The 24,276-nt window shown below is 59.2% G+C and carries 23 protein-coding genes; 14 read left to right on the top strand and 9 right to left on the bottom strand.

From position 1 onward, the window contains the following. Window positions 1–125: 125 nt before the first annotated feature. The 6 genes from AC1M2H_RS19120 (at window position 126) to ybiJ (ending at window position 6,938) form a co-directional block, all read left to right on the top strand. Window positions 126–1,631 carry a BCCT family transporter gene (locus tag AC1M2H_RS19120; protein WP_480148618.1) on the top strand — a complete coding sequence of 502 codons (1,506 nt, stop codon included), beginning with the start codon at window positions 126–128 and terminating at the stop codon, window positions 1,629–1,631. Beyond that, window positions 1,628–2,749 carry a mandelate racemase/muconate lactonizing enzyme family protein gene (locus tag AC1M2H_RS19125; RefSeq protein WP_480148619.1) on the top strand — a complete coding sequence of 374 codons (1,122 nt, stop codon included), beginning with the start codon at window positions 1,628–1,630 and terminating at the stop codon, window positions 2,747–2,749. Before AC1M2H_RS19120 ends, AC1M2H_RS19125 begins: the two co-directional genes overlap by 4 nt. 295 nt (window positions 2,750–3,044) lie before the next feature. After that, a complete protein-coding gene (locus AC1M2H_RS19130; protein ID WP_480148620.1) occupies window positions 3,045–5,333 on the top strand; it encodes a catecholate siderophore receptor Fiu in 2,289 nt (762 codons plus the stop codon). Window positions 5,334–5,379: 46 nt separating this feature from the next. Further along, window positions 5,380–6,057 (top strand): PKHD-type hydroxylase YbiX, encoded by a 678-nt coding sequence (gene ybiX / locus AC1M2H_RS19135; RefSeq protein ID WP_480148621.1) that lies wholly within the window; start codon window positions 5,380–5,382, stop codon window positions 6,055–6,057. 68 nt (window positions 6,058–6,125) lie between these two features. Further along, window positions 6,126–6,392 carry a DksA/TraR family C4-type zinc finger protein gene (locus tag AC1M2H_RS19140; protein ID WP_480148622.1) on the top strand — a complete coding sequence of 89 codons (267 nt, stop codon included), beginning with the start codon at window positions 6,126–6,128 and terminating at the stop codon, window positions 6,390–6,392. Window positions 6,393–6,677: 285 nt separating this feature from the next. After that, window positions 6,678–6,938: a DUF1471 family protein YbiJ gene (ybiJ, locus tag AC1M2H_RS19145; protein WP_095095340.1), complete on the top strand. Its 261-nt coding sequence runs from the start codon at window positions 6,678–6,680 to the stop codon at window positions 6,936–6,938. A 245-nt stretch (window positions 6,939–7,183) separates the two neighbouring features. Here ybiJ and ybiB read toward each other — a convergent pair whose 3' ends face one another. The 3 genes from ybiB to rhlE form a co-directional block, all read right to left on the bottom strand. Beyond that, complete coding sequence (ybiB, locus tag AC1M2H_RS19150) at window positions 7,184–8,152, bottom strand: DNA-binding protein YbiB (RefSeq protein ID WP_480148623.1); 969 nt, start codon at window positions 8,150–8,152, stop codon at window positions 7,184–7,186. Between the two features lie 125 nt (window positions 8,153–8,277). Beyond that, window positions 8,278–10,422, bottom strand: coding sequence for an ATP-dependent DNA helicase DinG (gene dinG / locus AC1M2H_RS19155; protein WP_480148624.1), 2,145 nt, complete (start codon window positions 10,420–10,422; stop codon window positions 8,278–8,280). 206 nt (window positions 10,423–10,628) lie between these two features. Next, a complete protein-coding gene (rhlE, locus tag AC1M2H_RS19160) occupies window positions 10,629–11,990 on the bottom strand; it encodes an ATP-dependent RNA helicase RhlE (protein ID WP_480148625.1) in 1,362 nt (453 codons plus the stop codon). A gap of 258 nt (window positions 11,991–12,248) precedes the next feature. On the opposite strand from rhlE, the gene cecR reads away from it, so the two are divergent. Genes cecR through AC1M2H_RS19185 form a run of 5 tightly spaced genes read left to right on the top strand, consistent with a single transcriptional unit; the run spans window position 12,249 to window position 17,940 of the window. Further along, window positions 12,249–12,926 (top strand): transcriptional regulator CecR, encoded by a 678-nt coding sequence (cecR, locus tag AC1M2H_RS19165; RefSeq protein WP_480148626.1) that lies wholly within the window; start codon window positions 12,249–12,251, stop codon window positions 12,924–12,926. Beyond that, entirely contained in the window at window positions 12,923–13,918 is a 996-nt protein-coding gene (gene hlyD / locus AC1M2H_RS19170; protein ID WP_480148627.1) for a secretion protein HlyD, read from the top strand. The genes cecR and hlyD overlap by 4 nt, the downstream gene beginning before the upstream one ends. Next, the gene (locus AC1M2H_RS19175) at window positions 13,911–15,650 is read left to right on the top strand and encodes an ATP-binding cassette domain-containing protein (RefSeq protein ID WP_480148628.1); all 1,740 of its coding nucleotides are present in this window, start codon (window positions 13,911–13,913) and stop codon (window positions 15,648–15,650) included. The genes hlyD and AC1M2H_RS19175 overlap by 8 nt, the downstream gene beginning before the upstream one ends. A gap of 1 nt (window position 15,651) precedes the next feature. Further along, the gene (locus AC1M2H_RS19180) at window positions 15,652–16,773 is read left to right on the top strand and encodes an ABC transporter permease (RefSeq protein ID WP_480151988.1); all 1,122 of its coding nucleotides are present in this window, start codon (window positions 15,652–15,654) and stop codon (window positions 16,771–16,773) included. Window positions 16,774–16,833: 60 nt separating this feature from the next. Further along, the gene (locus tag AC1M2H_RS19185) at window positions 16,834–17,940 is read left to right on the top strand and encodes an ABC transporter permease (protein ID WP_480148629.1); all 1,107 of its coding nucleotides are present in this window, start codon (window positions 16,834–16,836) and stop codon (window positions 17,938–17,940) included. 262 nt (window positions 17,941–18,202) lie between these two features. Here the strand turns inward: AC1M2H_RS19185 and AC1M2H_RS19190 are convergent, their stop codons facing one another. After that, window positions 18,203–18,637 (bottom strand): YbhQ family protein, encoded by a 435-nt coding sequence (locus AC1M2H_RS19190; RefSeq protein WP_426815371.1) that lies wholly within the window; start codon window positions 18,635–18,637, stop codon window positions 18,203–18,205. Window positions 18,638–18,768: 131 nt separating this feature from the next. On the opposite strand from AC1M2H_RS19190, the gene AC1M2H_RS19195 reads away from it, so the two are divergent. The 3 genes from AC1M2H_RS19195 to AC1M2H_RS19205 are packed head-to-tail and all read left to right on the top strand — an operon-like array spanning window position 18,769 to window position 21,736. Then, window positions 18,769–19,530 carry an endonuclease/exonuclease/phosphatase family protein gene (locus AC1M2H_RS19195; protein WP_480148630.1) on the top strand — a complete coding sequence of 254 codons (762 nt, stop codon included), beginning with the start codon at window positions 18,769–18,771 and terminating at the stop codon, window positions 19,528–19,530. Then, complete coding sequence (gene clsB, locus AC1M2H_RS19200; RefSeq protein WP_480148631.1) at window positions 19,527–20,771, top strand: cardiolipin synthase ClsB; 1,245 nt, start codon at window positions 19,527–19,529, stop codon at window positions 20,769–20,771. Before AC1M2H_RS19195 ends, clsB begins: the two co-directional genes overlap by 4 nt. Further along, window positions 20,771–21,736 carry a lysylphosphatidylglycerol synthase domain-containing protein gene (locus AC1M2H_RS19205; protein WP_480148632.1) on the top strand — a complete coding sequence of 322 codons (966 nt, stop codon included), beginning with the start codon at window positions 20,771–20,773 and terminating at the stop codon, window positions 21,734–21,736. Before clsB ends, AC1M2H_RS19205 begins: the two co-directional genes overlap by 1 nt. Before the next feature lie 74 nt (window positions 21,737–21,810). On the opposite strand, the gene AC1M2H_RS19210 is transcribed toward AC1M2H_RS19205, so the two are convergent. The 5 genes from AC1M2H_RS19210 to moaB are packed head-to-tail and all read right to left on the bottom strand — an operon-like array spanning window position 21,811 to window position 24,259. Then, a complete protein-coding gene (locus AC1M2H_RS19210; protein WP_159237240.1) occupies window positions 21,811–22,515 on the bottom strand; it encodes a Bax inhibitor-1/YccA family protein in 705 nt (234 codons plus the stop codon). A 44-nt stretch (window positions 22,516–22,559) separates the two neighbouring features. After that, the gene (gene moaE, locus AC1M2H_RS19215; protein ID WP_480148633.1) at window positions 22,560–23,012 is read right to left on the bottom strand and encodes a molybdopterin synthase catalytic subunit MoaE; all 453 of its coding nucleotides are present in this window, start codon (window positions 23,010–23,012) and stop codon (window positions 22,560–22,562) included. Between the two features lies 1 nt (window position 23,013). Beyond that, a complete protein-coding gene (gene moaD / locus AC1M2H_RS19220; protein WP_480148634.1) occupies window positions 23,014–23,262 on the bottom strand; it encodes a molybdopterin synthase sulfur carrier subunit in 249 nt (82 codons plus the stop codon). Further along, window positions 23,255–23,743, bottom strand: a complete 489-nt coding sequence (gene moaC / locus AC1M2H_RS19225) for a cyclic pyranopterin monophosphate synthase MoaC (protein WP_480148635.1) — start codon at window positions 23,741–23,743, stop codon at window positions 23,255–23,257. Before moaC ends, moaD begins: the two co-directional genes overlap by 8 nt. A 3-nt stretch (window positions 23,744–23,746) precedes the next feature. Next, window positions 23,747–24,259: a molybdenum cofactor biosynthesis protein B gene (moaB, locus tag AC1M2H_RS19230; RefSeq protein ID WP_480148636.1), complete on the bottom strand. Its 513-nt coding sequence runs from the start codon at window positions 24,257–24,259 to the stop codon at window positions 23,747–23,749. Window positions 24,260–24,276 lie beyond the last annotated feature (17 nt).

Below are 24,276 nucleotides of genomic sequence, written 5' to 3' on the forward strand. Positions count from 1 at the left end.
TGGTGGCGCAATTCCACCTTAATTACCGCGAAGTTATCTGCTGCCCGGTCCTTTATAAAAATAATTCTGCCTCAGGAATAAATATGAAAAGTCACAACGAAAGAGTACCACCAAATACAGGTGCGGTGAAAAATGATTTCTTTCTGATCGCCATCAGCATTATCGTTGTGCTGGCCACGATTACTATGCTGATGCTTCACCCTACGGCATCAGAGCAAATCGCGAGTAAGATGTTCACCAGCCTGACGAATTCTATTGGCTCCATCGTACAGCTGCTCGGCTTCCTGTGCGTTATTTTCGCCTTTGTCATTGCCTTCAGCCGCTACGGAACCATTAAGCTGGGCGACGGCAATCCGGAATATTCAAACCTCAGCTGGATATTTATGTTTATCTGTGCGGGCCTCGGTTCGGCGACAATGTACTGGGCCTTTATGGAGTGGGCCTATTACTATCAAACGCCCGGACTGGATATTACTCCGGAAAGTAAAGAGGCCCTCAAAGTCAGCCTTTCTTACGTATTCTTCCACTGGGGGATAACGCCGTGGGCAATATACTCAATTGCTTCTTTAGCAATGGCTTATCATTTTTATATTAATAAATCTCGCGGACTTAATCTCTCTTCGCTTATTTCTTCAATTACCGGAATAAGCGATAAAGGCCCGCTGGGACGAATTATTGACCTTATTTTTCTGTTCTCAACCTTTGGTGGTCTGGTGCTGACGACGACGATTACTGTCGGCACCGTCTCATCCGGCCTGTCTTACATTTTTGGTATTGAGAATAATTTTTTACTTAAAGCCATTCTGCTGGCGATTATTACCCTGACCTTTTCCTTGAGCTCCTACATCGGTATCGACGGCGGGATGCAGAAGCTGGCAAAAGCGGCCTGCGGGATGACCCTGCTGTTTGGCTGCGTGGTACTGCTGGTCGGAAAAACGTCGTTTATCATCGATAACTTCGTCAACAGCGTCGGCCTGACGCTGAGCAATTTGCATATGAGCCTGTTCGCCGATCCTATCGATAATGGCACCTTCAATAAAGACTGGACCGTATTTTACTGGCTCTACTGGATAACCTACACGCCGGGCGTTTCGATCTTCATTACCCGCGTGTCCCGCGGGCGCACCATCCGTGAAGTGATCCTTGGGCTTATCCTGGGGGGCTGCGCGGGCTGCTGGTTCTTCTTTGGCAGCCTCAGCGGATATGCCATCGACATGTTTAACAGCGGCGTCATTAACGTTCCGCATATCCTGTCAGCGGAGGGAGGCGAAAACGCCGTTCGCCAGCTGCTGGGCAACCTGCCTCTCGGCACCCTGTGCTCACTTTTTTATTACCTGCTGATGGTGGTTTTCCTCGCCTCGCACCTCGACGCAACCGCCTATACGGTCGCCGCCGTCAGTTCTAAAGGCCTTCAGCAAGGCCAGGACCCGTCCCGCACGCTGCGCCTCTTCTGGTGCGTCATGCTGGGATTAATCCCCCTGGCGATGCTGTATATCAACGCGTCACTGTCAACGCTCAAGACGGCGGTAACGCTGACGGCAGCGCCGTTTATCGCGATCCTGATTATCTGCATCATCGGAACGGCGGGCTGGCTCAGACAACACTATTCAGTTGAAGGACAGGGAAAATGAAAATTACAGAAGTAGAAGTGATATGGCTGCGCGTTCCGGGGCTGGACGATAGCTGCGAGTGGGGCGACGATGCCGTCATCGTTCGCGTTCATACCGATTCAGGCATTACCGGCATCGGCGAGTCTGACAGTTCCCCGTCCGTGGTAAAAGCCGTTATTGAGGCGCCGATATCGCACTCGACCTGTATGGGTCTCAGGCACGAGCTCATCGGGCAAAACCCGCTTGATATTGCCCGCCTGTGGGACGCCATGTTTACCGCCAGCGAGTACATGGGGCGGCGCGGCGTGGGGATTCACGCGATCGGCGCGATTGATATCGCCCTGTGGGATATCGCCGGGAAGCATTACGGGGTGCCTGTCCATACCCTGCTGGGCGGCAAATACCGGGACGAGATAAACGCGTACGGCACGTTCATCCCCTCCAGCCTCCCGCAGCAGAGCGCCGCTAGCGCGCTACAGCTGGTTAAACAGGGTTTTCGCAGCATCAAGTTCGGCGGCAACGGTTTTGGCGTCGATCCCGAGCGCGACGTGGCAACCGTGCGCTGTATCCGCGAGGCCGTCGGCCCGGATATTGCTCTGCAGATCGATCTTGTCGGGCTGTGGAAAAACTTCTCCGTGGCGAAGCAGCGCTTCGAGATGCTGAGGGAATTCGACCTGAACTGGATTGAGGAGCCCGTTCCTTCGGACAGCCTGAAATGCTACCGTCGGCTTTCCGACACCCTGCCCGTTAAGATCACCGGCGGCGAAGCTCTGTCCACTTACCCCGAATTCAGGCAGTTTATCGAAGAGGCGGCGCCCTCCATCGTTCAGCCTGATATTACGCGCTGCGGCGGCATTTCTGAAATCCGCAAGATTAATCAGCTGGCGGAATCAGCCGGCGTGAGCCTGGTTCCTCACGGCTTTAGTACCGGGATCCTGCTGCATGCCACCGTTCATTTCCTGGCATCCACGCGCTTCGGCGATTTAATTGAATACTCCCAAAGCGAAAGCCTTATCTATAACCAGCTGGTCAGTAATAAAATTCCCGTCGCTGATGGCAAGGTCAGGGTACCGGACGCCCCAGGCCTCGGCATCACTCTTGATGAAAACTTCATCGAAAAATATCGGGTTAAATCCTGAGAATAGCGCCGCAAAATGACGATCCGCAGCAGCAGCACGCTGCCGCGGGTCGTGCCTCTCTCTTCCCTCTCCCCCGCGCACCATCGCTTTATGTAGAAAAAATGTAGTGTATGTAAAGAAATGTATTTATTTTTTTATCAATGAGTGATAGAAATTTGCCGTTATTTGATAATGGTTATCAAAATCATTATCAAACTCATTGTTATTGTAACAAACACCTGCAGTGGTCGGGGCACGGCATCGCTTTGCCTGCGCTCTTAATGGCTTAAATTAAAACTATAAGTTGCTTATTGAAATGGACAAAAAACAAAATTTACCGTTCAGCAGTTTTGGCTCGTTGACGATCTTTACCGGCCTGTGTCTGAGCCTGTCGCCGACAGGCCAGGTGCTGGCGGCAGGCAGCACTGAAAAAAATAGCGGCGAAACGCTGGTGGTGGAAGCGCAGGCTCCCTCTCTGTATGCCCCCACGCAATCCGCCGACCCTAAGTTTTCCCGCCCGCTGGCGGATACCACGCGGACGATAACGGTAGTTTCCGATCAGGTGATGAAAGATCAGGGCGTCACCAACCTCACCGATGCGTTGAAAAACGTCCCGGGCGTGGGGGCATTTTATGCCGGTGAAAACGGCAGCTCGTCCACCGGCGACTCCGTTTATATGCGCGGCGTCGATACGTCAAACAGCATCTATATCGACGGCGTTCGCGATATCGGCAGCGTGACCCGCGACACCTTTAACACCGAGCAGGTCGAAGTCATCAAGGGCCCATCGGGTTCTGACTACGGCCGCAGCGCGCCAAGCGGCTCCATCAATATGATCAGCAAGCAGCCGCGTCTGGACTCAGGCATTGATGCCTCCGCAAGCGTCGGCAGCGCCTGGTTCCGTCGCGGCACCCTCGATATCAATCAGGCGGTTGGCGACACCAGCGCGGTGCGCCTGAACCTGATGGGTGAGAAAACCCACGATGCCGGTCGCGACAACGTTAAAAATGAGCGTTACGGGGTTGCGCCATCCGCCGCCTTCGGCCTCGGCACCGACAACCGCCTGTACCTGAACTATCTGCACGTGACCCAGCACAACACCCCGGACGGCGGCATTCCGACCATCGGCCTGCCGGGATACTCCGCCCCGAGCGCGGGCACCGCAGCCCTGAATAACTCCGGTAAAGTGGCGACCAGCAACTTCTACGGTACCGATTCGGACTACGACGACTCCACCACCGATACGGTGACCATGCGCTTCGAACACGATCTGAGCGATAACACGACGATCCGCAACACCACCCGCTGGTCGCGCGTGAAGCAGGATTACCTGCTGACCGCGGTGATGGGCGGCGCCACCAACATCACCCAGCCTGACCCGAACGACGTCGGCACCTGGAGCTGGTCGCGCCTGGCGAACACCAAGGACGTCAGCAACAAAATTCTGACCAACCAGACCAACCTGACCTCAAAGTTCTATACCGGCTCGATCGGGCATGACATCAGTGCCGGCTTCGAGCTGACCCGCGAAACGCAGACCAACTACGGCGTTTATCCGATTACGCCGCCGTCGGTCAATATCTATCACCCCAACAGCGCCATCTCCATCGGCGGCCTGGACCGCAGCGGCGCCAACGCCAACGGACAGACGGATACCTTCGGAATCTATGCCTTCGATACCCTGCAGATTACCCGTGATTTCGAGCTGAACGGCGGTATTCGTCTGGATAACTACCAGACCAAATACGACAGCGCCAGCCTTTGCGGCGGTACCGGACGCGGCGCCATTGCCTGCCCGGAAGGCGTGGCCAAAAATACCCCGGTCACCACCGTTGATACCTCCACCAGCGGCAACCTGGTGAACTGGAAGGCCGGCGCGCTGTATCACCTGACCGACAACGGCAACGTCTACGTCAACTATGCGATCTCCCAGCAGCCTCCGGGAGGCAACAACTTTGCCCTGGCCCAGAGCGGCACGGGGAATAGCGCCAACCGTACCGACTTCCAGCCGCAGAAAGCGAAAACCAGCGAAGTGGGCACCAAGTGGGAGCTGATGGATAAACGCCTGCTGCTGACCGCGGCCCTGTTCCGTACCGATATTGAGAACGAAGTCGAGCAAAACGACGACGGCACCTATTCCCAGTACGGTAAGAAGCGCGTTGAAGGCTATGAGCTGTCGCTGGCCGGCAATATCACCCAGGACTGGCAGGTTATCGGCGGATATACTCAGCAGCACGCCAGCGTCCGCGAGGGCAAAAACATCGCCCAGGACGGCACCAGCTCGCTGCCGTACACCCCTGAGCACGCCTTTACCGTCTGGAGCCAGTACCAGGCCACCGATGCCCTTGCCCTTGGCGCCGGCGCGCGCTATGTCGGCAGTATGCACCGCGGCAGCGATGGCGCCGTCGGCACGCCGTCCTACACTGAAGGCTACTGGGTGGCGGATGCGAAGGTCGGCTATCGCATTAACCGTAACCTCGATCTGCAGCTGAACGTCTATAACCTGTTTGATACCAACTATGTCTCCTCTATCAACAAGAGCGGATACCGTTATCACCCGGGCGAACCGCGTACGTTCCTGCTGACCGCCAACGTGCACTTCTAATCCACACGCGGGGCGGCAACGCCCCGTTTTCTCAGGAGAAACACCGATGATGTACCATATCCCTGCCGTTCTCAGCCCACAGGAAGTTGACGATTTTCGCGCGCAGCTGCAGCAGGCCGAGTGGGTGGACGGACGCGCCACCACCGGCGATCAGGGCGCGCAGGTGAAAAAGAATCAGCAGGTCGATACCCGCAGCCCGCTGTACGGTGAACTGCAGAACAGGGTCGTTGCGGCGCTCAACCGCAGCTCGCTGTTCTTCGCCGCGGCGCTGCCCAAAAGCCTCTCCAGCCCGCTGTTTAACCGCTATCAGCAGAGCGAAACCTACGGTTTTCACGTTGACGGCGCGGTCCGCAGTCAGGCCCAGGGCGGCTGGATGCGCACCGACCTTTCCGCCACTCTGTTTCTGAGCGAGCCGGAGAGTTATGAAGGCGGCGAGCTGGTGGTCAACGACACCTATGGCCAGCATTCTGTCAAGCTGCCGGCGGGCGACCTGGTGCTCTACCCGTCGAGCAGCCTGCACTGCGTGACGCCGGTTACCCGGGGCGTGCGCGTGGCCTCTTTCCTGTGGATCCAGTCCATGATCCGCGATGACAAACGCCGCGGCATGCTGTTCGAGCTGGACCGCAATATTCAGACCCTGAAAAGCCGCCACGGCGAGAGCGATGAAGTGCTATCGCTGCTTAACCTGTACCACAACCTGCTGCGGGACTGGTCGGAAATCTGATCCTTGCCTGGCCCATTTTTACCCCCATCTTCTCTATACTGACAGTAACAATAGCGAGGAGGTGCAGTATGGCATCAGGGTGGGCAAATGATGACGCGGTGCAGCAGCAGATCGACAGCACCATTGACGACGCGGTGGCGCGGGCGCGAAGCGAGCTACCGTCCGGCGAGAGCCACAAATTTTGTGATGAATGCGGAGAGCCGATTCCGGAGGCCCGGCGTAAGGCGATCCCGGGGGTCAGATACTGCGTGAAATGCCAGCAGGATAAAGATTTACATAACAATACATTTTCAGGATATAATCGGCGCGGCTCCAAGGATAGCCAGCTACGCTGACCTTCCTTTACCGTTCATTACCACAGATCGCGTTATCTTTTCGCGCACGTTTTTTGGCGAATAAAGTGGCAAAATGTGCCCTGAAAGCCCGCCGAGCCTCTTTGCAAAAGCCGACGCCTCGTTTCTCATAAATAATTTATTAATAATCAATAAATTAATAATCATTCAAAAAATTCGATTGAGACTGTTAATTACCTTCGATTTTATATCTCGCAAAAAAACGTGATACTTATCACATCGACGGAACATCGTCACCTTAACAGAATAACCTGCGAGAAATTAACTATGAAAACCATCAAATATGCTGCCGCTGCTATCGCCCTGTCCGCTCTGTCCTTTGGCGCTTTCGCCGCTCAGTCGGTAACCCCGTCTCAGGCGGAAAGCATGAATAAAATCGGCGTCGTTTCTGCGGAAGGCGCAACGACTCTGGATGGCCTGGAAGCCAAACTTGCTGCTAAAGCGGATGCCGCTGGCGCAACGGGTTACAGCATCACCTCCGCTAACACCAACAACAAAGTTAGCGGTACCGCGGTTATCTATAAATAATCGCCGCCCGACCCTGTAATGCCACTGTATTACCCCTGAAATACCCTTTAATACCCTTTTGCCCGTCCGTGCCACCGGACGGGCTTTTTTTTGGCTTTTTTTCGAGGCCGGGTTACGCCTTCAGGCGGTGGTTTTGCGCCGCCCTGGCACGCGAGCAGCTCTGTATATCCTCGGCCAGGAGGAACGTTCCGTTACCTATTCCCCCGCGCTCCTCGCTGATTCCGGCTGCGAGTGAGCGCCCCGCGCTACCAGCGTTGCGCCACCTTAGCCAGCCCCTCGTCCAGGGACCCAGCCTCTCCGGTCGCCAGCAGGCAGCACGCCAGCTGAATTCGCAGCGCCTGCGGTAGCGGCTCAAGCCCCGCCGCGCAGCGCTCAATCCAGCGCGCGGTCACCGCCGGATCTTTTGACTCCGGCAGCGACGTCGCCTGCGTCGGGGCATCATTCTGCCGCTCGTATAGCGCCCGCGTTCCGCTCTCGTCAATCAGGCTAATTTGCGGACAGCGCTGCGGGTTGGCATAGACTTCGCCTTCGGTGCCGTGCATCAGCAGCGCCCGCCCCCCGGTTTCACTAAAGAATTTTGCCACCCTGCCGATGTATTCCGGATGCGACACGCTCGACAGCCGCAGGGCCGCATCTTCCGCAAACGGCGTCGCCAGCTTGGCCAGGGTATGCGCGCTGTTGCGTACGCCCAGCCGCCAGCGCAGGGCCAGCTGCTTCTCCAGCGGTGGGCAGAGAACGCCAACGGGGACGTAGACCGGCTCGTGACCGTCCAGACGCGCCTGGGCCTGGCCGGCGTGCTGCGTAATCGGGATCCCCATCAGCTCAAAAATCGTCTCCGTCAGCACCCGGGTCGGATCGTGGCTGACGCCGTGCACCAGCACCGGGAAGCCGAGCTGATGCAGCAGGACGGCGAGCAGCGGCGTCAGGTTGGCCTGCTTACGCGCGCCGTTATAGCTTGGGATCACAATCGGCATCGGCCGCGCTACCGGCGGCGTCAGGCGCAGAGTTTGCTGCTGCATCGCTTCGTAGAAGCCCTTCATCTCCGCTTCGCCTTCACCCTTAATGCGCAGGGCAATCAGGATCGCGCCGAGCTCAAGCTCCGCAACCTCGCCGCTAAGCATCCGCGCGTACAGCGCGCGGGCGGTCTCCGCATCCAGGTCGCGGGCGTGATTTTTCCCCCGTCCGACTTCTTTAACGATCTTGGTGTAATCCATCGAAGATTCCTCTTATCCGCCCTGCTTCACGCGATACGCAGATTGCCGCCGTATTATTGCGACAACCCGTCACCGCCGGCGTGAAGGAGGACGAGTCGTGCTGTTCACATTGCCGACCTGCGCCGCTAGCGACGTTTGCGACGCGTCTGTTTTGTTTTACTTTTTACTATAACCTCCGGGACGGCAGGCTGCTCTATCGGAAACACGGGTAATGCATTCAGTAAACGCTTGCCGTAATTTTTGGTCAACAAACGCTTATCGTAAATCACCACCTCTCCCCAGCAGGCGTGGCTGCGGATCAGGCGGCCGACCTGCTGAATCAGGTTGAAAGAGGCGCTCGGCAGGCTTTGCACTTCGAAGGGGTAGCGGTTCAGGCTTTTAAGCCACTCGCCTTCGGTGATCACCACCGGGCTGTCGATCGGCGGAAAGGCAATTTTGTGAATATGCACCTGGCTCAGCAGCTCGCCCTTGAGGTCCAGCCCCTCGGCAAACGACTGCAGCCCGACCAGCACGCTACGCTCGCCGCTCTCCACCTTTTTACGATGCAGCTCCACCAGCCGATAGCGGGGCTTATCGCCCTGCACCAGCAGCATCAGGCGCAGATCGGTGACGTGCTCGAGAAAACGCTGCATCGCCCGCCCGCTGGCGAACAGCACCAGCATCCCGAGGTGCTTTTTGCTCTCGACGTGCTCGCGAAAGCAGGCCGCCATTTCGGCAATATGCTGCTCTTCGTTGTCGATGACCGGCTCATAGCGCATCTGCGGGATGATAATTTTGCCCTGCTCGACGTGGTTGAAGGGGGAATCCAGGGCGACAAAGCGATCGCCGGCCTTCTCCTTAAGACCGCTCATTTCCTGCAGGCGAGAAAAGCTGTTCAGCGAGCGCAGGGTGGCGGAGGTGACGATAATATGCGGCACGCTGCGCCACAGCAGCCTTTCCAGCTGTTCGCTGACGCGAATGCCGACGCAGTGGAACCAGATATGCGCCTGGCCGTCGCGCAGAACGCGGGAGGCCCATTTAGTGACCGGCGCGCCGGATGACTGCGCCAGCGACGCCAGCCGCCACAGCTTGCTCTGGCTTTCAAACATGCCCAGCGCGCGGTTCATTTGCAGCAGCACCCGGTGCAGGCGGACCACGTCATGGCTGCCGGTTTTTTCGCTAAGATCGTTCAGAAACAGCTCCGCCAGGCCGCGCAGCGTCTCGGTCAGCTTGGCCAGCCGCTGGCAGATATCCATCACCTCCTGCGGCAGTTCCCCCATCGGGAAACGGTGCTCGGCTTCCTGACCGGCGGGCATGTAGAGATTCAGAATATTATTCAGCGAGGAGATGAGCTCGGCCAGCTCCTCGCAGTGGGCGTTCAGCCGCTCGGGGTTCGCCAGAGGCGGCGTCGTTTTGGGGCGAAACTGCTCCATGCAGGTCGCCACCAGGCGGGTGAAGAGATCGAGCTGGAGCCGATACCAGGCGGCGGTAATTTCGGCGCTCATCTCCAGCGCATCCCGGGCGACGTCGGGCAGATGGTGACCCTCGTCGAGCACCAGCAGCAGGTTTTTCGGCTCCGGCAGCACCGCTTCGCTCTCCATTGCCGCCATCACCAGCGCGTGGTTGGCCACCACCACTTCGGCCTCCTGTATCTCCCGCCGGGCGACGAAGAACGGACATTCGCGATAGTAGTGGCAGTTGCGGTTCAGGCAGCTTGCCTTATCGGTGCTCAGGCGGCTCCACAGCGCGTCATCGATGGCCTTGTCGCTATGATCGCGCAGGCCGTCCCATCTGTAGCTATCAAGATCGCCCTTCAGCGTGGCGCACAGCTTCTGCTCCGCCTGATTATTCGGCGTGAGATCGTCGTCAAGAAACGCCAGCAGGTCCTGCTGCGTTGGCTCAGTGCTGGCCAGCGCGTTGAGGTTACGCGGGCAAACGTAGCGCCCGCGGCCGAAGGCGGCGGTGAAGCGCAGATCGGGAATAATTTTACGCAGCAGCGGCAGGTCTTTGCTGAAGATCTGGTCCTGCAGCGCAACGTTGGCGGTACTGACCACCAGCGTTTTTTGCTCTTCGCGGGCAATGGCGATACCGGGGATCAGGTACGACAGGGTTTTCCCGACGCCGGTCGGCGCCTCAATCGCCAGGTGCCTTCCCTCTTCCCCGGCAAGCGTTTTCGCCACGTCAGCAATCATCTGCCGCTGCGGAGTACGGGGAATAAAGTCCGGAATCTGTTCCTGGAGCGCCTTATACCAGGCGGCGATTTGCGTTTTTAGCGCAGTGGTCAAAGCCATGAGAAAACCTGAACACTGTATAAACAGCCACTATTGTGACACTTTTTGCCTGACTGGAGGAATTTCTTTCTGAGCAAACGGGGATCGTGCTCGAGGTTTAGCGTCAGGCGGGGAGTTCCGGGCGGGAAAACCCGCCCGGAGAGTCAAACCTGTACCCGCGGGCAGCGCCGGGCTGCCGCAGGGATAGCAGGTTTGCGAAAGTGCGGTTACTCAGCGGCCGCCGGCTTGCGCGAGCGACGACGCTGAGGTTTGCCGTCCTGAGTGCGCGCTTTCGGCGCGTCACCTTCGCTGCGGCGCGGCGAAGAGTGCTGACCGCGACCCTGGCTCTGACCGCCGCGCCCCTGACTCTGGCCGCCGCGTCCCTGGCCCTGACCGCGACCGCCGCCGCGCTGCTGGCGACCGTTCTGAATCGGCTCCGCTTTGATGGACGGATCCGGCTCATAGCCGGCCACGCTAATGCGCGGGATCTCTTTTTTCAGCAGACGCTCGATGTCGTGCAGCAGCTTATGCTCATCAACGCAGACCAGCGACAGCGCTTCGCCGGTCGCGGCTGCACGTCCGGTACGACCGATACGGTGGACATAATCTTCCGGCACGTTCGGCAGCTCGTAGTTCACCACGTGCGGCAGCTCTTCGATATCAAGGCCGCGGGCGGCAATATCGGTCGCCACCAGTACGCGAATGCCGCCGGATTTAAAATCAGCTAACGCGCGGGTACGCGCGCCCTGGCTTTTGTTGCCGTGGATAGCGGCGCTGCGAATGCCGTCTTTGTTCAGCTGTTCCGCCAGGTGGTTGGCGCCATGCTTGGTGCGGGTAAAGACCAGCACCTGCTGCCAGTTGCCTTCGCCGATCATCTGCGACAGCAGCTCGCGCTTGCGCTTCTTATCGACGAAATGCACGTACTGGCTTACCTGCTCGGAGGCCGTGTTGCGGCGGGCAACTTCGATTTCCAGCGGGTTATGCAGCAGCTTTTCCGCCAGCGATTTAATCTCGTCGGAGAAGGTTGCCGAGAACAGCAGGTTCTGGCGCTTCGCCGGCAGCTTCGCCAGCACGCGGCGAATATCATGGATAAAGCCCATATCCAGCATCCGGTCGGCTTCATCCAGCACCAGCACTTCAACCTTATCCAGGCTGACGGCGTTCTGATGTTCCAAATCCAGCAGACGACCCGGCGTTGCCACCAGGATATCGACGCCGCTGCGCAGCTTCATCATCTGCGGGTTAATGCTCACCCCGCCGAACACCACCAGCGAGCGAACGTTCAGATACTTGCTGTAGTCGCGGACGTTTTCGCCAATCTGAGCGGCCAGCTCACGGGTTGGGGTGAGGATCAGCGCGCGCACCGGGCGACGGCCCTTCGCGTGCGGTTCCTGCTGGATCAGATGCTGCAGCAGCGGCAGAGTAAAGCCCGCCGTTTTGCCGGTGCCGGTCTGGGCGCTGGCCATCAGATCGCGCCCCTGCAACACCGCAGGGATCGCCTGCTGCTGAATGGGGGTTGGCTCAACATAACCCTGTTCGGCAACAGCGCGTAGGATTTCAGGACTCAGGCCAAGGGAATCAAAAGACATAACAACTCCAAACCGCCCCGGCCTTATACAGGCGTAGTTTTCGGGGAGATTATTGCGAAAGAGATGGCAAAAACCACAATGCCATGAAGGGGCGCAGTCTAGCAGGTTTTGTGACGTATCGCATAAAATATCCCCGCGGGTTTTTTCTGCGAAATCAATCTCGGCCGATCGACCAGCAAAAGAGTCTTCACCATTGTGGACAGTTTCGTGAATTGGTCATACTCTTAATCAATCGATTGATTAATTTTTTCAGGTGCGATGAATACCACTCCCGCGACCAGCAAAGGCGAACAGGCAAAAAGCCAGTTGATTAGCGCCGCCATCGCCCAGTTTGGCGAATATGGCCTGCATGCCACCACCCGCGATATTGCCGCTCTCGCCGGGCAAAATATCGCCGCAATCCCCTACTATTTCGGCTCAAAAGACGATCTCTATCTCGCCTGCGCGCAGTGGATAGCCGACTTTATCGGCCACAACTTTCGCCCCCACGCCGAAGCGGCGGAGCGGCTGCTTGCCGAGCCGCACCCGGATAAAGAGGCCATGCGGGCGCTGATCCTCGGCGCCTGCCGCAATATGATCCTGCTGCTGACCCAGGATGACACGGTGAACCTGAGCAAATTTATTTCCCGGGAGCAGCTGTCGCCCACCCCGGCGTACCAGCTGATCCATGACCAGGTTATCGCTCCGCTGCACCGCTATCTGACGCGCTTAATCGCCGCCTTTACCGGACTCGAGGCTGACGACACGCGAATGATCCTGCATACCCACGCCCTGCTGGGGGAGATCCTCGCCTTTCGCCTCGGGCGAGAGACCATTTTGCTGCGCACCGGATGGACGCAGTTTGATACCGAAAAAACCGAGCAAATTTATCAGGTTATTGCCTGCCATATCGATTTCGTTCTGCAAGGGTTATCGCAAAGGAGTTTGGGATCATGAAAAAACCGCTCATCGTCGTCCTGGTGATGCTGCTGCTGATCGTTGCTACAGGCGGCGGCTGGTGGTGGTATCAAAGCAGCCAGCAGAAGGGACTGACCCTGTATGGCAACGTCGATATTCGTACCGTAAATATGAGCTTTCGCGTCGGCGGGCGGCTGGCCTCGCTAAGCGTGGATGAGGGCGATGCTATCAAGGCCGGGCAAACCCTGGGCCAGCTCGACCGCGCCCCTTACGAAAACGCGCTGCAGCAGGCGCAGGCCAACGTCTCAACCGCCCAGGCGCAGTACGACCTGATGATGGCCGGCTACCGGGCGGAAGAGGTTGCCCAGGCCGCGGCGGCGGTCAACCAGGCGCAGGCCGCCTATGAATACGCGCAGAACTTCTACCAGCGCCAGCTGGGGCTGCGCAAAAGCAGCGCCATTTCCGTCAACGATCTCGACAACGCGCGCTCCGCCCGCGACCAGGCCCAGGCCACGCTGAAATCGGCGCAGGATAAGCTACGCCAGTATCGCGCGGGCAACCGTCCGCAGGAGATAGCCCAGGCCAAAGCCAGCCTTGAACAGGCGCAGGCCGCCTTAGCGCAGGCGAAGCTCGATCTGCACGATACCACGCTGGCCGCCCCTTCCGACGGCACGCTGATGACCCGCGCCGTTGAGCCGGGCAGCATGCTCAGCGCCGGGGCGACGGTTATGACGCTATCGTTAACCCGTCCGGTATGGGTTCGCGCCTACATTGATGAGAAAAACCTCGGCAACGCGCGGCCCGGACGTGAAGTGCTGCTGTATACCGATAGCCGCCCCAATCAACCGTGGCACGGCAGGATTGGCTTCGTCTCGCCCACGGCTGAATTTACGCCGAAGACCGTAGAAACGCCGGACCTGCGAACCGACCTGGTCTACCGCCTGCGTATCGTGGTGACCGACGCCGACGACGCCCTGCGCCAGGGGATGCCGGTCACCATCGCCTTCAGCAGCGGAAACGAACATGAGTGAGGAGCTCATCACCCTTGACGGGCTGAGCCGCAGCTTCGCCAGCATGACGCGGCCCGCCGTCGCCCCGCTGAGCTGCACCGTGCGCTCCGGCTACGTTACCGGGCTGGTCGGCCCCGACGGCGCGGGGAAAACCACCCTGATGCGCATGCTCGCCGGGCTGCTCAAGGCGGATAGCGGCAGCGCCAGGGTGATCGGCTTCGATCCGATTGCCGACGATAGCGCCCTGCACGCGGTGCTCGGCTATATGCCGCAAAAGTTCGGCCTGTATGAAGACCTGACGGTTATGGAGAATCTGACGCTGTATGCCGATCTGCGCAGCGTGACCGGCGAAGCGCGGCGCAAGATTTTCGACCGCCTGCTCGAGTTTACCTCCCTCGGCCCCTTCACCGGGCGGCTGGCCGGTAAGCTCTCCGGCGGTATGAAGCAGAAGCTGGGGCTGGCCTGTACGTTAGTGGGCGAACCGAAGGTGCTGCTGCTCGACGAACCGGGCGTCGGCGTGGATCCCATTTCGCGCCGCGAGCTGTGGCAAATGGTCCACGAGCTGGCGGGGGACGGGATGCTGATCCTCTGGAGCACCTCGTATCTTGATGAAGCGGAGCAGTGCCGCGAGGTACTGCTGATGAACGAAGGCCAGCTGCTGTATCAGGGAGAGCCCCGTTCCCTGACCCAAACGATGGCCGGCCGCAGCTTTTTGGTCTCCAGCCGCGAAGAGAACAACCGCCGCCTTCTGCAGCGGGCGCTGAAGCTGCCGCAAATCAGCGACGGCGTGATTCAGGGCAAATCGGTACGTCTGATCCTCAGGAAGGAGGCCAGCATTGATGAGGTGCGCAATCACGCCAACCTGCCGCCGCTGGAGATCGCCGAAACCGCGCCGCGCTTTGAGGATGCGTTTATCGACCTGCTGGGCGGCGCCGGCACCGCAGAATCGCCGCTGGGGGCGATTATTCATCGTGTCGAAGGCTCCCACGATGAAACGGTGATCGAAGCGCAAAGCTTAACCAAAAAATTCGGCGATTTCGCCGCCACCGACCACGTTGATTTCAAGGTGCAGCGCGGCGAAATCTTCGGCCTCCTCGGCCCCAACGGCGCGGGCAAATCGACCACCTTTAAAATGATGTGCGGCCTGCTGGTGCCCTCCTCCGGCAAGGCGCTGGTACTGGGTATGGATCTGAAGCTCAGCTCCGGCAAGGCGCGTCAGCATCTCGGCTATATGGCGCAGAAGTTCTCGCTGTACGGCAACCTGAGCGTAGAGCAGAACCTGCGCTTCTTCTCCGGGGTTTACGGCCTGCGCGGCCGGGCGCAGAACGAGAAAATCGAGCGCATGAGCGAAGCCTTCGGCCTAAAGGAAATTGCCGGCCACGCCGCCGACGAGCTGCCGCTGGGCTACAAGCAGCGGCTGGCCCTGGCCTGCTCGCTGATGCACGAGCCGGATATCCTGTTTCTCGATGAGCCCACCTCCGGCGTCGACCCCCTCACCCGCCGCGAATTCTGGCTGCATATCAATAGCATGGTGGATAAAGGCGTGACGGTGATGGTCACCACCCACTTTATGGACGAGGCCGAATACTGCGACCGGATCGGCCTGGTCTATCGCGGCAAGCTTATCGCCAGCGGCACGCCGGATGCGCTAAAGGCGCTGGCGGCCAACGATGAGCAGCCGGACCCCACCATGGAGCAGGCGTTTATCACCCTGATTCACGACTGGGATAAGGAGAATAGCAGTGAGCGCTAAAATGCTGTCATGGCGGCGCGTGCACGCCCTGTGCGTCAAGGAGACGCGGCAGATCGTGCGCGATCCCAGCAGCTGGCTGATTGCGGTAGTCATCCCGCTGATGCTGCTGTTTATCTTTGGCTACGGCATCAACCTCGATTCCAGCCGGCTGCGGGTCGGCGTGCTGCTGGAGCAGCAGAGCGAAGAGGCGCTGGATTTCGTCCATACCCTGACCGGCTCGCCCTATATCGACGCCACCATCAGCGATAACCGCCAACAGCTGATTCAGCTTATGCAGGCCGGGCGGATCCGCGCGCTGGTGACCATTCCGGTGGATTTTGACAAGAAGATGGCTCGCCCCGGCGACGACGCCCCCATTCAGCTCATTACCGACGGCAGCGAGCCCAATACCGCCAACTTTGCCCAGGGCTATATCGAAGGTATCTGGCAGATCTGGCAGCAGCAGCGGGCGGAGGATCGCGGTGAAACCTTCGAGCCGCTGATTGACGTGCAGACCCGCTACTGGTTTAACCCGGCGGCGATCAGCCAGCATTTTATTATTCCCGGCGCGATCACCATCATTATGACGGTGATCGGGGCGATTCTCACCTCGCTGGTTATCGCCCGCGAGTGGGAACGCGGCACTATGGAGGCGCTGCTCTCCACCGAAATTACCCGCGTCGAGCTGCTGCTGTGTAAGCTGATCCCCTACTATTTTCTCGGCATGCTGGCGATGCTGCTGTGCATGCTGGTGGCGGTGTTTATTCTCAACGTGCCCTACCGCAGCTCGCTGGTGATTCTGTTTTTCATCACCAGCCTGTTTTTGCTCAGCACCCTCGGGATGGGACTGCTGATTTCGACCATTACCCGCAACCAGTTTAACGCCGCCCAGGTGGCGCTCAACGCCGCCTTTCTGCCGTCGATTATGCTGTCCGGGTTTATTTTCCAGATCGACAGCATGCCGGCGATAATCCGCGCGGTGACCTACGTTATCCCGGCGCGCTATTTTGTCAGCACCCTGCAAAGCCTGTTTCTGGCGGGCAATATTCCGGTGGTGCTGCTGGTAAACCTGATGTTTCTCATCGCCTCGGCGGCGATGTTTATCGGCCTGACGTGGCTGAAAACCAAACGGCGCTTAGATTAAGGGCATTAGCCACTCCCCCTACGGTCGCTATCCGGGGGCAGCGTAAAGAGAGAGCTGAAGATGTTTCATCGCTTATGGACGTTGATTCGCAAAGAACTACAGTCGCTGCTGCGCGAGCCGCAGACGCGGGCGATTTTGATTATGCCGGTGCTGATTCAGGTGCTGCTGTTCCCCTTCGCCGCGACCCTCGAGGTAACCAACGCCACCATCGCTATCTATAACGAAGATAATGGCAGGCACGCGGTTGAGCTGACGCAGCGTTTTGCCCGCGCCAGCGCGTTCACCCATATCCTGATCCTCAAAAGCCCGCAGGAGATCCAGCCCACTATTGATGAACAGAAGGCGCTGCTGCTGATCCGCTTCCCGGCGGATTTCTCGCGCAACCTCGATAGCTATCGGACCGCCCCGCTCCAGCTGCTGCTGGACGGCCGCAACTCAAACAGCGCGCAAATCGCCGCCAACTACCTGCAGCAGATCGTCAAAGAGTATCAGCAGGAGCTGCTGGAGGGGAAAGCGAAGCCCAACAACAGCGAGCTGATCGTACGCAACTGGTATAACCCCAACCTCGACTATAAATGGTTCGTGGTGCCGTCGCTGATCGCCATGATCACCACTATCGGGGTGATGATCGTCACTTCGCTATCGGTGGCCCGCGAGCGCGAACAGGGAACCCTCGATCAGCTGCTGGTCTCGCCGCTGGCGACCTGGCAAATTTTCGTCGGCAAAGCGATACCGGCGCTAATCGTTGCCACCCTGCAGGCCAGCATCGTGCTGGGGGTCGGGATCTGGGCCTATCAGATCCCCTTCGCCGGCTCGCTGCTGCTGTTTTACTTTACGATGCTGATTTACGGGCTTTCGCTGGTGGGGTTCGGCCTGCTGATTTCGTCGCTGTGCTCGACCCAGCAGCAGGCGTTTATTGGCGTATTTGTCTTTATGATGCCGGCAATCCTGCTCTCCGGCTACGTTTCACCGGTAGAAAACATGCCGCAATGGCTGCAGGAGGTGACGTGGATAAACCCCATTCGTCATTTTACCGATATTACCAAGCAGATCTATTTGAAGGACGCGAGTCTGGAAATCGTGTGGGGAAGCTTGTGGCCGCTGCTGGTCATAGCGGCCACTACGGGGTCAGCGGCGTATGCGATGTTCCGCAGAAAGATCGCCTGATCCCCGTCATCGTTCAGGCTGCCTCGGCGTTGGCTTGATTACTCGGCCCATCCTGGGCCTCACCCCTTCGGGGCCGCTGCTGGCAGCGTTCAAATCTGCTCCCGGCAGATTTGTCACTCCCCCCGGTCACATAGCTATCTATGCTCCCGGGGATTCGCTGCGTCGCCGCCTTGATGCAACCCGAACGCTTTAGGGGATCCCGCCATTGCTCAGGCTGCCTCGGCGTTGGCTTGTCCTTTCTTTGCCCGCCGAAGCATCGCTATTATCTATGCTTTGGCGGGTTCGCGGCGCTGCCGCCCTGATGCAGCCCAAACTTAGAGTAGCGGTTTTTATCTTTCGCCAGCAGCGATACCACCGCCGGACCGGCCAGAATAACCAGTCCGGCGAGCGCCAGCAGCAGGTTATTGTGCAGCACCCGCGACAGCAGCCACAGTACGATAACCGCCACGCCAAAGTACCAGGTGGTGGTGAGCTCCTCAAGGAAATCACCGACATCGCGCCAGCGCTCTTCGTGGTGACGCTGTAAAAACAGCATCGACAGCAGCGTCACGCCGTACAGCACGCACAGCCCTAATCCGACGCGCACCAGCGCGCCGCTCATCCAACCCATCACCAGTACTGCCACGACCAGTAGATGCAACATAATCTGCCAGCAACTGAGGCCAGTTGCGACGCGTACACGTTGTTGCCACTTCATGGCTTCTCTCCTGAAGGATCTTTATCTGTAGCTCAGAGTACCGCACTTTACGGAAAATTCCGTATCACCGCATCTTTTTGTGACAGCTACTACACTATTTCATTCAGGAAAGAGATGTTAACCGGAGAAATATGGCCGAGAAAAACCCTTTATTCTCAGTAAACGTGCTGACAATTAACACCCATAAAGGCTTTACGACGTTTAATCGGCGCTTCATTCTGCCCGAACTCCGTGACGCGGTACGCAGCATCGGTGCCGACATTGTTTGCCTCCAGGAGGTGATGGGCGCGCATGAGATTCACCCGCTGCATATCGAAGACTGGCCGGACACCACCCATTATGAGTATCTGGCCGATGCGATGTGGAGCGATTACGCCTACGGGCGCAACGCGGTCTACCCGCAGGGACACCACGGCAACGCCGTGCTCTCCCGATTCCCCATTGAATATTATGAGAATCTCGATATTTCCGTCGGCGAGAGCGAAAAGCGCGGCCTGCTCTACTGTCGGATCGTGGCGCCGGAAAGCGGCATCAATCTGCATCTGATCTGCGCCCATTTAGGCCTCAGCGCGGGCCAGCGGCGAGCCCAGCTGGCGATGCTGGCGGAGCGGGTTAACCGCCTGCCCGAGGGGGAGCCGGTGGTGGTGGCGGGCGATTTTAACGACTGGCGCCAGCAGGCCAACCGTCCGCTCAGGGCGCTGGCCGGGCTGGAGGAGATCTTCACCCGCGCCCGCGGCCGCCCGGCACGCACCTTCCCGGCGCGCTTTCCGATGCTGCGCCTTGACCGCATCTATATCAAAAACGTCCACGCCGGTCAGCCGCGGGCGCTGGATCTTCAGCAATGGCGTCATCTTTCCGATCACGCCCCGCTCAGCGTGGAGCTTCATCTGTGAAATGCAGCTGGCAAAATGGAAACCGGATCCAGCTTCTGGAGAACGGCGATAGCTACTATCCGGCGCTGTTTCGCGCCATCGACCGCGCCCGGAGTAAGGTGACCCTTGAAACCTTCATCTGGTTCGAGGATGACGTGGGCTGGCAGCTCCACGCGGTGCTGCTGAAGGCCGCGCGCCGCGGCGTCGAGGTGGAGGTGCTGCTCGACGGCTACGGCTCCCCTGACCTCAGCGATGGCTTCGTTAACGAACTCATCTCAGCGGGGGTGATATTTCGCTACTACGACCCGCGTCCGCGCCTGCTGGGGATGCGCACCAACCTGTTTCGGCGCATGCACCGTAAAATTGTCGTCGTCGATGACGCTACGGCGTTTGTCGGCGGCATTAACTACTCCGCGGAGCATATGACCAGCTACGGCCCGGAGGCGAAGCAGGACTATGCCGTGCAGGTGGAGGGGCCGGTGGTGCTGGATATTGCGCAATTTGTGCAGCAAAACCTGCCCGCCCGCGAAGACGGACGCCGTCGCTGGCGGCGGCGTCGCCATCAGCCGGAGGTTAACCAGCATCCCGGCGAAGCGCAGGCGCTGTTCGTCTGGCGGGATAATACCGATCATCGGGACGATATTGAGCGCCACTATCTGAAAATGCTGGCCAACGCGCGCCGGGAGGTCATTATCGCCAACGCCTACTTCTTCCCCGGCTACCGGCTGTTGCACGCCATGCGCAGCGCCGCCCGGCGCGGCGTGCGGGTGAAGCTTATCGTGCAGGGCGAACCCGATATTCCCATCGTCAAGGTTGGCGCACGCCTGCTCTACAACTATCTGGTGAAGGGCGGCGTGCAAATTTTTGAGTATCGCCGCCGCCCGCTGCACGGCAAAGTCGCCCTCGCGGACGACCACTGGGCCACTGTCGGCTCCAGCAACCTCGACCCGCTGAGCCTGTCATTAAACCTCGAGGCCAACCTGATCGTTCACGACCGCGATTTCAACCAGACTCTGCGCGATAATCTTAATACGCTGATCCAGCAGGACTGCAGGCAGGTAGACCGCTCCATGCTACCCAAACGCAGCTGGTGGAATCTGGGCCGCAGCGTGCTGGCGTTCCACTTCCTGCGCCACTTCCCGGCGTGGGTAGGCTGGCTGCCCGCCCATACGCCGAAGATGGCGCAGGTCAAACCGCCGGCGCAGCCGGAGATAGAAACCCAGGACCGGACGTCGGCGCAGAGCCCGGAGGTAAAATCCTGATGGCTAAATCTCACCCTCGCTGGCGGCTGGCCAAACGCATCCTCAGCGGACTCTTTTTTATCGCCGTTGCCATACTGCTGGTGGTCTATGCGCAAAAAATAGACTGGCCGGAAGTGTGGAAAGTGATTCGCGGCTACAACCGCACGGCGCGGCTTGGCGCCTTTGGCCTGGTTATCGTCAGCTATCTGATTTACGGCTGTTATGACCTGCTCGGGCGCGCCTACTGCGGGCACCGGCTGGCTAAGCGCCAGGTGATACTGGTGTCGTTTATCTGCTACGCCTTCAACCTGACCCTCAGCACCTGGATCGGCGGGATTGGGATGCGCTATCGTCTTTATTCCCGCCTCGGCCTGCGCGGCGGAACCATTACCCGCATCTTTTCGCTGAGCATTACCACCAACTGGCTGGGTTACGTGGTGCTCGGCGGGGTGGTTTTCAGCGCCGGTCTGGTGCGGCTTCCCGCGCGCTGGTATATCAGCGAGGAGTCGCTGCGCATCATCGGCATCGTAATGCTGCTGGTTTCGGCCCTCTACCTGTGGGCCTGCGCGTTCGCCAGGCGCCGCCACCTGACGATAAAGGGGCAGCGGCTGGTGCTTCCCTCGTGGCGGTTCGCGCTGCTGCAGGCCGCGCTTTCCGGCGCCAACTGGCTGGTGATGGGGGTTATTATCTGGCTGCTGCTGGGCCAGGAGGTCAGCTATTTCCTGGTGCTCGGCGCGCTGCTGGTGAGCAGCATCGTCGGGGTGGTCGTGCATATCCCCGCCGGTATTGGCGTGCTGGAGGCGGTGTTTATCGCGATGCTCTCAGCGGAACCAATCTCCCGGGGAGCGGTGATTGCCGCCCTGCTCGCGTACCGCCTGCTCTATTACTTCCTGCCGCTGGCTATCGCCACGGTGGGCTATCTGATTCTGGAAAGCCAGGCCAAAAAGCTGCGGGAGAAAAATCAGCGCAGGCTGGCGGGCGGATGAAAAGAGAGCAGAAGAGAAGATAAGAGAGAACAAGAAAACCCCGGCGGCGTAAGGCCTGCCGGGGTTTTTAGATCTTAACGGCGGTTGCCGAAAATACGCAGCAGCATCAGGAACAGGTTGATAAAGTCCAGATACAGCGTCAGCGCGCCGAGGATCGAGTATTTGCGCAGCGTCGAGGTATCGCGGGTGTCGATCTGCTCGCCGATATTTTTCAGCTTCTGGGTGTCATAGGCGGTGAGGCCCACGAACACAATCACCCCGATATAGGTCACCGCCCACATCAGCGCCTCGCTCTTCAGCCAGAAGTTCACCAGCGAGGCCAGAACGATACCAATCAGCGCCATAAACAGCATGTTGCCAAAGCCGCTGAGATCGCGTTTGGTGGTGTAGCCGTAGAGGCTCATCGCGCCAAACATCCCGCCGCTGACCACAAAGGTGCTGGCAATCGACGAGTAGGTGTAGACGATGAAGATGCTGGATAGCGTGAGCCCGGTCAGCGCCGAATAGAGCATAAACAGCGTCGTCGCCATACCCGCGCTCAGGCGCTGCACCATGCCGGAGAGCACGAATACCAGCCCCAGCTGGGCGATAATCAGCCCGAAGAAGGTAATTTTGCTGGAAAAGACAAACATCATCACCGCCGGCGTGTTGGCGGCGAACCAGGCGATAAACGCCGTTAGCAGCAGGCCGACCGTCATCCAGCCGTACACCTGGGCCATATAGGTTTGCAGGCCGCTGCGCGCCTGAACGATGGAATCGGAACGGGGGAATCTGTCCATGACTATCTCCTGATTAACGAAATTAACCTCTTAAGCGTATCACACTACCAGCGCTCTGCCGCCTGGCGATCGCTGTCGCGCGCGTCAACCCAGCGTTCGCCTTCCGGCGTGGCTTCACGCTTCCAGAACGGCGCGCGGGTTTTCAGATAATCCATGATGAATTCACCGGCGGCAAAGGCGCTGCTGCGGTGCGCGCTGGTGACCCCGACAAACACAATCTCTTCACCCGGCCACATTTCACCGATGCGGTGGATAACCGTGACCCGCCCCAGCGGCCAGCGCTCCCGCGCCAGCTCGACAATCTCCGCCAGCGATTTTTCGGTCATGCCCGGGTAGTGTTCGAGGGTCAGCGCCTTCACGCTAGCGCCAAGGTTGTGGTTACGCACTTTGCCGGTGAAAGTGACGACGGCGCCGTCCTCATCGCGCTCGGCAAGCCACGGATATTCGTCGCCCACGCGAAAACGCGCCGGGCTAACGATAATGCGCGTTTGCGTCATCTTAGCCTCCGGTGACCGGCGGGAAAAACGCCACTTCGTCGCCGGCGGCGAGCGGATGGTCAAAGGTGGTCAGCGTCTGGTTCACCGCCGCCAGCAGCTTGCCCTGTTCCAGCGCCAGCGCCCAGCGCTCGCCGCGGGCGATGAGCTGGCGGCGAACGGCTTCCACAGTCGTGGCTTCGCTCGCCTCGAGGGTTAACGCATCGGTGCCCACCAGCTCGCGCACCTGGGCAAAAAACAGAACCTTAATCATGAGCCTCGTTCGCCTTAAAGTCGCCGGATTTGCCGCCGCTCTTCGCCAGCAGGCGCAGCGGGCCAATCACCATATCTTTCTGCACGGCTTTGCACATATCGTAAATCGTCAGCGCCGCCACGGAGGCCGCGGTCAGCGCCTCCATCTCAACCCCGGTTTTCCCGGTCAGCCGGCACAGGGATTCGATCCGTACCCGGCTATGTTCAGGCTGCGCCTGCAGGTTCACCTCCACCTTGCTGAGCATCAGCGGATGGCACAGCGGGATCAGCTCCCAGGTGCGCTTCGCCGCCTGAATCCCGGCAATGCGCGCGGTGGCGAAAACGTCACCCTTATGGTGGCTGCCGTCGATAATCATCGCCAGCGTGGTCGCCTGCATCTCGACAAAAACCTCAGCCCGCGCCTCGCGAACCGTTTCGGCCTTCGCCGAGACGTCGACCATGTGCGCCTCGCCGGCGGCGTTAATATGGGTCAGTTGTGACATAAATTATTTCTTCAAATGGGAGATAAAGTTACACGGGCGGGTACGCGCATCGAGCTGGGGCGCAATGATGTTTTCCCACGCGGTGCGGCAGGCTTTGGTCGAACCGGGCATCGCAAAAATGAGCGTGCCGTTGGCCACGCCGGCAACGGCGCGGGACTGCAGAGTCGAGGTGCCGATCTCTTCAAAGGAGAGCATGCGGAAAACCTCGCCAAAGCCCGTAACTTCCCGGTCAAACAGCGGCAGCAGCGCCTCCGGAGCCTGATCGCCCTCGGTAAAGCCGGTGCCGCCGGTAATAAGCACCACCTGAACGTCGTCGCTGGCGATCCACGCCGATACCCTGGCGCGAATGGCGTAGCGGTTCTCTTTCACAATCGCCTTATCCACAACCGCATGCCCCGCCTCCTGCGCCGCGTCGCGCAGCCAGTGGCCGGAGGTATCATCCTCTTCGCCGCGGCGGCTGGAAACGGTGAGAATAGCAATGCGGGTCGGGATAAACTCAGCGCTGGCCTGACTCATCTGTTCGCTCCTTTAGA

The organism is Klebsiella sp. F11, assembly GCF_056712265.1.